Annotated in this window: 11 protein-coding genes; all 11 read left to right on the top strand. The window is 34.9% G+C overall.

Annotated features, from left to right (window positions below):
• Positions 1-7: 7 nt before the first annotated feature.
• The 11 genes from JMN12_RS05710 (at position 8) to JMN12_RS05660 (ending at position 12,618) form a co-directional block, all read left to right on the top strand.
• Entirely contained in the window at positions 8-322 is a 315-nt protein-coding gene (locus JMN12_RS05710) for a DNA-directed RNA polymerase subunit omega (RefSeq protein WP_009413506.1), read from the top strand.
• Between the two features lie 85 nt (positions 323-407).
• On the top strand, positions 408-1,580 hold the full coding sequence (gene coaBC, locus JMN12_RS05705) for a bifunctional phosphopantothenoylcysteine decarboxylase/phosphopantothenate--cysteine ligase CoaBC (RefSeq protein ID WP_203137913.1): 1,173 nt from the start codon (positions 408-410) through the stop codon (positions 1,578-1,580).
• Positions 1,577-2,848, top strand: a complete 1,272-nt coding sequence (locus JMN12_RS05700; RefSeq protein ID WP_203137903.1) for a hypothetical protein — start codon at positions 1,577-1,579, stop codon at positions 2,846-2,848. Before coaBC ends, JMN12_RS05700 begins: the two co-directional genes overlap by 4 nt.
• 75 nt (positions 2,849-2,923) lie before the next feature.
• Positions 2,924-3,805, top strand: coding sequence for an ACP S-malonyltransferase (gene fabD / locus JMN12_RS05695; protein WP_203137901.1), 882 nt, complete (start codon positions 2,924-2,926; stop codon positions 3,803-3,805).
• Positions 3,802-4,569 carry an ABC transporter ATP-binding protein gene (locus JMN12_RS05690; protein WP_088594724.1) on the top strand — a complete coding sequence of 256 codons (768 nt, stop codon included), beginning with the start codon at positions 3,802-3,804 and terminating at the stop codon, positions 4,567-4,569. Before fabD ends, JMN12_RS05690 begins: the two co-directional genes overlap by 4 nt.
• A 79-nt stretch (positions 4,570-4,648) precedes the next feature.
• Entirely contained in the window at positions 4,649-5,179 is a 531-nt protein-coding gene (locus JMN12_RS05685) for a ferritin (protein ID WP_088594723.1), read from the top strand.
• The gene (locus JMN12_RS05680; protein ID WP_203137898.1) at positions 5,179-6,201 is read left to right on the top strand and encodes an NAD-dependent epimerase/dehydratase family protein; all 1,023 of its coding nucleotides are present in this window, start codon (positions 5,179-5,181) and stop codon (positions 6,199-6,201) included. Before JMN12_RS05685 ends, JMN12_RS05680 begins: the two co-directional genes overlap by 1 nt.
• Positions 6,198-6,878, top strand: a complete 681-nt coding sequence (locus JMN12_RS05675) for a TIGR02117 family protein (RefSeq protein WP_203137896.1) — start codon at positions 6,198-6,200, stop codon at positions 6,876-6,878. Before JMN12_RS05680 ends, JMN12_RS05675 begins: the two co-directional genes overlap by 4 nt.
• Positions 6,879-6,887: 9 nt before the next feature.
• Complete coding sequence (locus JMN12_RS05670) at positions 6,888-9,164, top strand: N-6 DNA methylase (protein WP_203137894.1); 2,277 nt, start codon at positions 6,888-6,890, stop codon at positions 9,162-9,164.
• A complete protein-coding gene (locus tag JMN12_RS05665) occupies positions 9,151-10,494 on the top strand; it encodes a restriction endonuclease subunit S (RefSeq protein WP_009413497.1) in 1,344 nt (447 codons plus the stop codon). Before JMN12_RS05670 ends, JMN12_RS05665 begins: the two co-directional genes overlap by 14 nt.
• 3 nt (positions 10,495-10,497) lie before the next feature.
• Positions 10,498-12,618 carry a DUF4357 domain-containing protein gene (locus JMN12_RS05660; RefSeq protein ID WP_009413496.1) on the top strand — a complete coding sequence of 707 codons (2,121 nt, stop codon included), beginning with the start codon at positions 10,498-10,500 and terminating at the stop codon, positions 12,616-12,618.

Raw genomic sequence — 12,618 nt, 5'->3', positions numbered from 1 at the left:
TTACATTATGGATTTTAAAAAAATAGATGCTCCTACCTCTACGATTACTTACAACAAATCGGCTATAGAAGCACCTACTGGTAATATTTACGAGGCCATCTCTATTATTGCCAAACGTGCTAACCAAATAAACGCCGAAATTAAAAAAGAATTGGTAGAAAAGTTAGAGGCTTTCGCTACTAATAACGATAGCTTAGAGGAAATCTTTGAGAACAAAGAACAAATAGAAGTATCTCGTTTCTACGAGCGTTTGCCTAAACCTCAAGCCATCGCTGTAAAAGAATGGTTGGATGGTAAGGTATACTACCGTGAAACCGAATAAAAATGGGTATTTATAAATTGTTTGTTAGGCTTTAAGCAGTAAGCACTCGCTTGCCGTTTAAAGCCTTTTTCAATCTATTTTAATTATGAATATAGTACTTGGTGTCACAGCTGGAATTGCCGCCTATAAAACGCCTCAGTTAGTGCGCTTGCTCACTAAAAAAGGATATAATGTAAGGGTAATCCTTACCGAAAATGCAAAGGAGTTCGTAACGCCTCTTACCCTTAGCACTGTGTCTAAAAATCCTGTGCTTACAAGCTTCTCATCTCCCGAGGGTGATTGGCATAGCCACGTGGAGTTAGCACTATGGGCTGATGTGATGCTCATCGCTCCTGCTACGGCTAATACCATTGCTAAAATGGCTCACGGGGTATGTGATAACTTACTATTGGCTACTTATTTCTCCGCTAAAGCACCCGTATTCATTGCTCCTGCAATGGATTTGGATATGTATGCCCACCCTACGGTTACCGAGAATTTAGCAAAATTAGCATCCTATGGCAATCACATTATTCCCGCAACTTATGGTGAACTCGCTAGCGGACTTGTAGGACAAGGACGTATGGCTGAACCCGAAGATATAGTGCTCTTTATAGAAAATACACTCACCGAAAATCTTCCTCTTAAAGGTAAAAAAATACTTATCACAGCAGGCCCTACTTATGAGGCAATCGACCCCGTGCGATTTATAGGGAATTTCTCTTCTGGCAAAATGGGAATTGCTCTTGCTAATGAAGCTGTACGACAAGGTGCTGAAGTACATTTAGTGTTAGGACCTTCTTCCGAAAAAAATATTCACTCACAAATTCATTTACATCGGGTGGTAAGCGCTCAACAGATGTACGAAGCTGCTGTAACCGAATTTCCTTCTTGCGATATTGCCATTCTCGCCGCAGCCGTCGCCGATTATACCCCCGAAACTGTAGCCCCCGAAAAAATTAAAAAGAAAGGCGGTAATCTCAGTCTAACCTTAGTCCCTACCGTCGATATATTAGCGTCTTTAGGTAAGATTAAAACTACCCAAACACTCATTGGCTTTGCCTTAGAAACTGAAAATGAGGTGGCTAATGCCCAAACTAAATTGGAGAAAAAAAACTTAGATGGCATTGTACTCAACTCATTGCGCGATGCAGGGGCAGGTTTTGGTACCGATACTAATAAAGTTACTTTTATTACTAAAAACGAGCAAAAAGCTTTTCCACTCCAACATAAATCTACAGTAGCTTTTAATATTTTAAAAGAATGCCTAAATATATGAAAAATATCACTCTGTTTTTGATCTTATTTGCAAGTATAACGTTGCAAGCTCAAAAAGTGCATTTGGATAGTGTACAAAGAAAACTCTTTGCTATAAATGGATATGACAGAGAGGGAAGCTATACTACTAAACAATACTATGACTCCTCCAAACGTAAACTTATTAAGGAATATTCTTTGATGATAAGAAAACCTTATGTTACAAAGTCTATTTATTTCTATGATAAACAAAATCAACTGGTTTTATATGAAGAATACACTCGAAAAAAAGATAGTGATAAGTGGAAAAAAGTGAAAAAAGAAGAGTATGTGAATGATAAAGATAAGAAAATTACTTCTTCTTATAATGCTTTTAGAAATGAATGGATAAAAGAACGAAAAGAAGAACTTATCAAAAAAGGAAAGTTCTTCTTTTATACAAAATATGAATGTACTGAAGGCTCTAAATGGCAACCCAAAACCCAAAGTATATACTTACAGAATAAACAAAACAAAACTACTGAACTTACTCATTATAGTAGAGATGAAAATAAAAATCAGTGGTTGCCTCAAAAGAGAATCATAACAGTTTATGAGAATGATACTATAAAAAAATCAGAGTTAAAATCTACTTATAAAACTGATAAATGGGTTGAAGAAGCAAAATATGAATATGCTGAGGATACTATTGTTGGCGCTTATTCTATTTACAGTGAAATGCTTAATGGCAAATGGATTCCTAAAGAGAAAAACAGCACAAAATTAACTCTTAACCCTACAAAAATATCTCGTTTAAGACAAAAATGGAATGAAAAACAACAACAGTGGGAAAACGACTACCTTCTAGAAGAAAAATATAATGAAAATGATTGCTTGCAAGCGTATATTCATAGTAACTGGGATAAAGAAAAAGATGTTTTTGCAATGATAGAACAACAATCTTACCAGTATGATACTCATAAGAATATGACTGAAAAACTCTCTATTTTTAACGAAGTAAAAAAAGATAAAATAAAAACCGTAAACCAATACGACGCACAAAATAACCGCATACTCACTATTGATTATCGCTATAATTTTGACACTGATAACTGGGAAGAAGAGAATAAAATAATCTATGAGTATAACACTTCTATCTTGCGTAAATCAATAGTAGATGAAGGTGCATTAGGAACTGTAGGTTTTGATTCTACTCACGCTCTCTTTAGTGCTACATTTTACTATAAACGGCAAGGAGAATATCAAAAAGAATATGAACTGCATTTTTATTATAGTGAGATAAAAAAATAAAATATTCCACTCAATATTTTGTAATTCTATAAAAAAACAGTAGCTTTGTAATTTCTAACAATAAAAATAAAATAAATGAAATCATACATCTTCCCTGGTCAAGGAGCCCAATTTGTAGGTATGGGGCTTGACTTATATGAAAAATCTGCTCAAGCCAAAGCGCTTTTTGAAGCGGCTAATGGCATTCTCGGATTCTCCATTACCGATATAATGTTCAGTGGTACTGATGAAGACCTTAAGCAAACCAAAGTTACCCAGCCTGCAATCTTCTTGCACTCAGTAATCCTTAGTAAGGTGCTCGGTAAAAATTTTGCTCCTCAAATGGTTGCAGGACATTCATTAGGTGAATTTTCTGCTTTAGTAGCCAATGGAACCCTCTCATTTGAAGATGGTTTGCAATTAGTAGCCAAACGTGCAGCTGCTATGCAAAAGGCTTGCGAATTACAACCTGGTACAATGGCTGCTGTATTGGGCTTAGAGGATGCTAAAGTGGAAGAACTTTGTGCAACAATCGACGGGATTGTAACTCCTGCCAACTATAATTGTCCAGGTCAGTTGGTGATTTCAGGCGAACTCAAAGCAGTAGAAGCGGCTTGCGAAAAGATGAAAGAAGCAGGCGCTAAGAAAGCACTTATCTTATCTGTAAGTGGGGCTTTCCATTCTGTATTGATGAAACCTGCTGAAGAAGAATTAGCTGCAGCAATTGAACAAACAGCATTCCATAAACCATTATGCCCTGTATATCAAAATGTAACCACTACAGCCGTAAGCGATGAAAATGCTATCAAAACCAACCTTATTAAGCAACTTACCGCTCCTGTGAAATGGACACAAAGCGTACAACAAATGATTGCTGATGGAGCTACCGAATTTATTGAAGTGGGACCTGGTAAAGTACTACAAGGTTTGGTGAAAAAGATAAACAAAGAGGCAGTGGTAGCCTCGGCTGAACTATGATACAAGTAGAAAATTTACATAAATCTTTCAATGGAACTGAAGTGCTGAAAGGCATTTCCACTACATTCGAGAAAGGTAAAACAAACCTTATTATTGGGCAAAGTGGTTCAGGCAAAACAGTATTCCTCAAATCACTCTTAGGGCTCTTTACCCCCGATTCAGGTGACATTATCTACGATGGGGTGAAGTACGCCGATATGAAACGCAAAGAACAAGTAGCCCTCCGCCAAAAAATGGGAATGGTATTTCAAGGTAGTGCCTTGTTCGATTCGATGACGGTACTCGAAAATGTGATGTTTCCTTTGAAGATGTTCTCCCAAAAATCAGCTGATGAAATCCGTGAGCGCGCTGATATAGTGCTCAGTAGGGTGAATTTGGTAAATGCTGAAAATAAATTGCCTTCAGAAATTTCTGGAGGTATGCAAAAACGGGTGGCTATTGCTCGCGCTATTGTAAACAATCCTAACTACTTGTTCTGCGACGAACCTAACTCAGGTCTCGACCCTAAAACCTCTATAGTAATAGATAACCTTATTCAAGAAATCACCCAAGAGTTCAATATCACCACTGTTATCAACACTCACGATATGAACTCCGTAATGGAAATAGGGGCTAAGATTGTTTTCTTGAAAAATGGATACAAAGAGTGGGAAGGTTCTAAAGATACTATTTTCCGTACAGACAATGAAGCCGTTACCGATTTCGTGTATTCATCGGAACTCTTCAAAAAAGTGCGAAAGGCGTATTTGGAAGAACACGTCTAAATTACAACTCTTTTATCCGTATTTAGCAAATAATTACTATCTTTGCGCCCACTAAAAAACTTAAAAACAATTTTTTATAATGACAAAACACAAGTACACCAGATCGCAAACTAGTTTGCACCCTGAAATTATCGACCTATTGAATGAACAGGTAAGTAAAGAAGCTGAAGCAAGCTCTCTCTACTTGGCTATGGCTTCTTGGGCTGAATATAATGGCTACTCTCGCAGTGCCGAGTTCTTTTATGACCACGCTGTAGAAGAAAGAGATCATATGATGAAAATCTTCCGCTTCCTCAACGAAAATGGCGCACGTGCTTTTGCTCCTAAAGTAGGTGAGGTACAACAAGAATTTGATTCACTTAAAGAAGTTTACGAAAAAACTTTGGAACACGAAATCAAAGTTACTCAATCTATCTTCGCAATTTTCAAAAAAGCACGCCAAGTAGATGATTACGCTTCCGAAAACTTCTTGCAATGGTTCGTTCAAGAACAGTTAGAAGAAGAACGTTTGGTACACTCTATCCTCGACCTCTTCGAATTCTACAACGAGAACGATTCGCCTATAGCTCTCAAACTTATCGACGAACGTATTCCTTTAGACGAAAAATAATGATTTTAGTAACTGGCGGAACAGGGCTGATTGGTAGCCGCTTGCTTTTTTACCTTACTCAAAACAAGGAGCATAAAGTAAGGGCTATCTATCGTAATGCCCATTCGTTAGAAAAAATCGAACAACTTTTTATACAACAATCCCCCAATGGAGCGGAACAATTCCGCTCTATTGAATGGGTAGAAGCCGATATAAGTAACATTCCAGCGCTTGAAAAAGCATTTGTGAATGTTACTTTTGTTTTTCACTGTGCAGGCTTTATCTCTTTCCAACCTAAAGATTTTGCTCAGCTCATCAAAGTGAATGTAGAGGGAACGGCCAATATCGTAAACTTGTGTATTGATTTTAAGGTAAAAAAACTCTGTTATGTGAGTTCTGTAGCTACCCTTTCTGCTTCGCCTCACACACCTATTGACGAGGAAAACGATTGGAATAATGAGGACAATAACACTGATTACGCTATCAGTAAGAACGGTGGTGAGATGGAAGTATGGCGCGGCTCGCAAGAAGGATTGCCAGTGGTTATTGTAAATCCTTCAGTGGTGTTGGCTGCTGATTTCTCCGAACAAGGCTCTGGCTTGTGGTTTAAAAAAGTAGCTGATGGACAGAAATATTACCCCACAGGAGGTACAGGTTTTGTCGCGGTAGACGATGTCGTACGCGCAATGATTGCCTTACAATTCTCCGAAGTTACGGGAGAACGCTTTGTGCTGAATACGGCTAACCTTACTTATCAATCACTTTTTGAGAAGATAGCCAAAGGATTAGGAGTGAAAGCTCCTACTAAAAAGATTTCTCATAAAGTATTGCGTCGTTTCGCGCGTTTAGACGGCTTTTTAAGTTTCTTGGGTATCAAAAAGCGAACCCTCACTCTCCAAACAGCTGATGCTCTCGGCTTAATAAGGACTTATAATGGCGATAAAATAAAAGAGTTTATCGATTTTCAGTACAGTGATATCGATGAAGTAATCCAAGAGATTTGTCATAAAATAAAAACTACAACTCTCGGAAGCTCTCTATGATTAAAAAACTTTTAAAATATTTCCTAAAAACCCTACTCTTTGTGGTAGGTTTTGTAGTGCTCTATGGGGTGCTGTGCTTGCTGTTGCCATTAATTCCCATTTCTGCAGAAAAAACAACTGAACCCAAAACTATTACCATTTACCTTCTCTCTAACGGAATGCACACCGATTTGGTACTACCTACTCAAAATGAGTTTATAGATTGGACTACCAAAGTTTCCCCTAATGATACCAAAGGAAAAAAGAGAGGCGATTGGTTGGCTTTTGGTTGGGGCGACAAAGGCTTTTACCTTAATACCCCTACTTGGGCTGATTTAAAGTTCTCTACAGCAGTAAAAGCTGCTTTTTGGATGAGTGATTCGGCTATGCACACCACCTATTTAGGAGGTACCGAAGGATATGAAAAAGTAGCACAACTAACTCTTACAGCTGCACAATACAAGCGTTTGGTAAGCTATATCGACCAGCAGTTCGACAAAGATGCACAAGGTAAATACATCCCTATACCCACCAATGCCGTTTATGGCACTACCGATGCTTTCTACGAAGCCAAAAGCACTTACAACTTTCTCTATACCTGCAATACTTGGGCGGACTATGGGCTTCGCGCTGCCGGACAAAAATACGCCCTCTGGACTGCCACCGATTCAGGAATATTTAGGCACTATAAACATTAATTTTTTAAAATGGAAGTTCAAATAAAAGATAATAAAATTTTTGCACCATTAAAGGATAAATGGTTGGTATTGAAACCTGAAGAAAAAGTACGACAAGAATACATTTGCCGTTTGGTTAATTTCTATGGCTTTGATCTGAAACAAATGGAGCAAGAAGTAGGAGTTACTAACTCTCAAAGAGGGCAAGGAAGAGCAAGAGCAGATATTAATGTCTATAAAAGCGAAGCTGATAAAATAGCCTCCAAAAGTCCCGTGATTGTAATAGAATGTAAAGCTGAACATATTACAATTCGCGAAGAGGATTACTTTCAAGGCTACAACTATGCTTCGTGGGCAGGTGCTGATTTTTTTGTAACAACCAATCTAAAAGAAACTCGTATATTTAGGGTTATCAAAGGGCATATCCCTAAAAAACTTGAGGAAGTAGTAAATATTCCTACTGCTGAAGAAATGAAGAGTGAAAAAAAAATAAGCGAGCTCTTAAAACAGACTAAAGCGTTTACGCGAGATGAGTTTTCTAAACTACTTTTTAAATGCCATAATATAATTAGGAATAATGATAAACTTTCACCTGAGGCTGCTTTTGATGAAATTAGTAAGATACTATTTATAAAAATTAGATATGAAAGAACAAACTCTGAAAATCAAATATTTTCATTAGAAGCATTCAGAGCTGATAAAGAAAGTTATGACAAATATAAATCTAAGGGAGATAAAGATTTTTATCAACTTTTGTTTGAGAAAACTAAAGAAGATTTTAGAGATGATGACCTTTTTGAACCTACTGAAATCATTAGAATACGAGAGAATAGCTTTGAAGCTATTGTAAAAGAATTGGAAATATACAATCTTTCCACTACTTCCGATGATGTAAAAGGGATCGCCTTTGAACAGTTCTTAGGAAAAACATTCAGAGGAGAATTAGGACAGTTTTTCACCCCTCGGACTATTGTGGATTTTATGGTGGAAGTCTTAGATCCTCAAGAAACAGAAACTATTTGTGACCCTTGTTGTGGTTCAGGTGGTTTCTTAATAAAAGCCTTCGAGTATGTCCGTGCAAAAATAGAAGCTAAAGTCCAACAAGAAAAAGAACTCATCAAACAAGAATATTACACTGAAACCTACGAAAAACTATCAGATGCCGAAAAAGAAAAAATAGACGACAAAGTAAATAAATTCTTCTCCCAGTTAAATGAAGAACTCAATATCAACAATGACAAAAGCCGAATTAGAACATTGAGTTATGATTGTATTTTTGGAACCGATGCCAACCCTAGAATGAGCCGTACCGCCAAAATGAATATGATAATGCACGGTGATGGTCACGGAGGTGTACACCACAATGATGGGTTACTAAACGTAAACGGCATTTTTGAAAACCGATTTGATGTGATTCTTACCAATCCTCCTTTTGGAGCACGTGTAGAGAAATCACTGAAAATTACAGAAGCTGATAAATATACTGATGAAGAACGTATCAAAAAATACCAAAAACGATATGGTGATGAGTATAATAAAGCATTAAAGCAAGTGAATAACAATATAGGGAAACCTCTCGTGAGCCTCTATAAAATGGGGGCAATGAGTACCCTTACTGAAGTGCTTTTTATAGAACGATGCTTGAACCTGCTCAAACCAGGAGGTAGAATGGGGATAGTACTTCCTGAAGGTGTGCTTAACAATAGTAATTTGCAAAAAGTACGAGATTATGTAGAAAGCAAGGCAAAAATATTGCTAATCGTATCTATTCCTCAAGATGTGTTTATAGCAAGCGGCGCTACGGTAAAACCTAGTTTGTTGTTTTTTAAAAAATTTACAGAAGAAGAAGCGCTACAATATGCAAGTATTAAAAGCAAAGCAACTATCACAATAGAAGCTAAATATGCTGAGGAAGTAGCAAATATCCAACAGAAATTAGCTAAAAAAGGCAAAGAAGCATTACCTGCAGAAGAGAAAAAACAACTGAGAGCCGAATTGAAAAATATTGAAGCTAAAAAAGAACGAGAAATAAAAGCTATTGTTAAAGAAGAGTTTAACTATACTATTCCTATTGCCGAAGTAGAAAAAGCAGGTATTAGTACGACAGGGGCTCGTATAGATAACGAATTAAAACCCTTGGCTAAAGAATTTAAAAAATATACTTCTGAAAATCATCTGTGGGAAAAACTTACCGAAAGCGTTCAGTACGATGTAAAAGGTGAGTTTGTATATCGCATTCAAATAGCAGATAAAGAAGTTGGTGAACCCGAAATTTTCTATCAAAAAAGCAAGTATGAAAACTTATAAGAAATTAAAATTTGTAGGATTTAGCAATATAGAAAGTTGGAGTGCTTATAGTATCTTAGAAAAAGGATTAAGATTCTCAAATAAATACAAATTAGTAAAGATAAAAACTTTTCTTTCAAGAAATAAAACTTCTATAAAAATTGAAGATAACAATTATTATAAGCGTCCTACTATTAAAATAAATGGTGCTGGTATTTCTTTAAGAGATAAGGTTAAAGGGAAGGAAATAGGTACTAAAAGTCAATTCCTTATTAAAAAAGGACAATTTTTGTTGTCAAAAATTGATGCTAGAAATGGGGCTTTTGGGGTTGTGCCTGAAGAACTTGAAGGTGGTGTGATAACAGGTAATTTTTGGACTTTTGATGTTAATTATAATGTAATCAATCCATACTTTTTACAATTAATCACAAAAACAAAACAATTTCAAGACTTAAGCCAATCAGCAAGTGTTGGCACAACAAATAGAAACTATTTACAAGAAGAATCTTTTTTAAATTTTTCTATACCCCTTCCTCCTTTATCCGAGCAAGAAACCATTGTAAAAAACTATTACGATAAAATAACTCAAGCTACAACTTATGGGCAACAAGCTGAAACCTTAGAAAAAAACATTGAAAACTATCTATTTGAGGAGTTGGGAGTGAGTTTTCAAAAATATGAACTTCTACAAATAGGTAAATTACACTTTATAGAGTTTAAGGAAATTGAAAATTGGATATATAATTCAATAGAAATGCAATTTTATAAAGATTTAAGTAAATCAAAATTTCCAATAAATACCATTGGTGATGTATTTGATTTTATTTCAAGAAATTGGGAAAAGAAAGCAAATGAAGATAAGGAATATATAGAATTAGGATCTATAGATGCTAATTTTGGAATATTAGAAACTAAAACAATTAGTCCTGAAAAATCACCGAGCAGAGCTACTCAAATAGTAAAAACAGGAGATTTAATCATTGGGACTACGAGACCCTATTTGAAAAAGTTTGCAATTATAGATGAAAAATATTCTGACTTTGTAGCTTCATCAGGTTTTTCAGTAATTGAAGAAAATAAAGGGAAATATAATTTGTATTTTCTCAATGAGGTAATCAAATCGGATATTGGAATAAAACAATTCGAAATAAAAATGACAGGGGCATTATATCCTGCTATTACCCAAACAGAATTAGAAAGTTTAAAAATTCCTGTTCCACCACTATCAAAACAAAACGAAATAGCAGCTACAATAGCAACAATGAAGCAAGAACAAAAAAACAAAATAGAACGAGCAACACTCCTAAAACAACAAGCAGAACAAGAATTTGAACAAACTATATTCAGCTAAATTATGAGAATCAAAGAAATTAAAATAGCCAATAAAGCCTTTAAAAACCTTGATGTTTCATTAGAAAACAATACTTCAGGGGTAATGGCTTTTATAGGAAATAATGGCAGTGGAAAAAGTAATTTGTTAGAAGCTATAAGTGCTATTTTTAAGCATTTGTACGACAAGAAGGAAAAGGATATTCCCTTTAATTTTTCATTAACCTATATAATAGGAAGTAGTAAGGATATAGTCAAAATTACCAAAAAGGGCTCTTCTGTTACCACAGAAATAAATAGCCAATCAAAATCTGACCCTTATAACTATCTTCCTAAACAAATTGTAGCTATCTATAGTGGTGAAGAAGATAGATTGTGGAAAAAATATTATTTGCCTACCTATCAAGAATACATTGCAAAAATAGGAGTTGAAACCTATAATAATATGCCAAAAATGTTGTATATCAATAAGTTTTATTGGCATATATCTCTGTTGTGTTTGTTGTTAAATCAGTTCAATAACTTAGAGGATACTTTTTGTAGTGAAATCTTGGGGATAGAAAATACTAACTCTATTAAGTTTTCTTTTAATAAAGCGAATTATAAAAGTTATAAAGATAGTATTGTTAAGCAATTTATCAGTAAAATAGATAAAAAACAAGAGTACACCTTAGAAGAGTTGAGAATGATTATTGAACAAGAAGGATATACACTTATAGATGTTTACAAATTCTTCTATATTGCTTTTACGCCCGCTGACCAAAAAATGCTTCAAGACATTGTTATAAAATACAACAATGAAAACTTAGAAATAGAAGATTTTAGTGAGGGAGAAAAGAAAATGATACTCATCAAAGCAGCTTTAGAATTTGCTGCACAAGAGGACAGTCTGTTTATCCTTGATGAACCCGATGCTCACATACATCTTAGCAATAAAATGCAAATCAAAAAAGTGTTAGAAGAGTATGAACAAAACAGACAAGTGATCATCACTACCCATTCACCTACCTTAACCGATTGCTTAGACAATGAATCTATCTATATGCTTGATAGAGGAAAACTTATCTCAGCAGAAAAACAAAAAGTTTTAGAAAGTATCTCTGGAGAATTTTGGAATAGATTTCAACAAAACACATTTATTTCTTCCAAAAGTCCCATTATACTATTAGTAGAAGGTAAATTAGATAAAATACATATCAATAATGCCTATAGAGCATTAAAAGAAGAGTATCCAAATTTGAATTTCGATATCTTCTGTTTAAATAGTGAAACTAAGATACAGCCTTTCTTGTCAGGGTTGTACGAAAGTGATTTTGAAACAGATAAGCTCTATATAGGGGTTTATGATAATGATGAAGCAGGGCATAAATCATATAAAAGCTTTGATGAAATCAGTCAGAAAAGCTATAAGAAGCTTAAAGAAAATAATAAGGCACACAACACTTATTTTTCTGTAGAATTGCCTAAACCTGAAGGAATTACTTGTGATTGTACAATCGAAACAATGTATGATTATACCAAATGGGAAGAAGCATACCAACAAGCTGTACAGCATACTTCAGGAAAAACTAAAGATAAGTCAATTGATAAATATTGTAAGGATGTATTACAAGAGGCAAAAAATATTTTAGCAGAAAACTCTAATAGCTTTGTAAAAGAAGATTTTAAGAATTTTAGAAAGCTATTTGATTTAATCAAAGAGATTGCCCAATATGCAAAAACTTTAAAAGATAATACAATCACTAACGAAAAGCCTAAAAATACAGAATCTAATACTCCTAAGTCTGTTCTACAAGCAAATGTGTTACCTCAAAATACTATAGAAGTGGTTTTAAAAACACAGAGTGTAGATGCATTAGCTTGGTATAATACCCAATCTGGCGAAATTACATTAAAGAAGGGAAGTAAATTAGCTTTAGAAGTTGTTGATAGCTATAAGAAGCAAGAAAAACAAAGGCTTAAAGAGTTAAAGAAAATTGCAGAACAAACAGAAAATAACTACATTCTTAAGGAGGATAAAAAATGTAAGTCTGTATCAGGTGCTGCTTGCTTTGTATTAGGAAGAACTGCAAATGGTTGGGTAGAGTGGAGAATTAAAGAGAATAATAATATTTTAGATTCTATCCGAATCAACAAAAATTCTTAA

The organism is Capnocytophaga genosp. AHN8471 (assembly GCF_016806945.1).
GTDB classification, from domain to species: domain Bacteria; phylum Bacteroidota; class Bacteroidia; order Flavobacteriales; family Flavobacteriaceae; genus Capnocytophaga; species Capnocytophaga periodontitidis.
The sequence above is the reverse complement of the archived record's forward strand: the minus strand, read 5'-3'. Positions and strand labels throughout refer to the sequence as shown.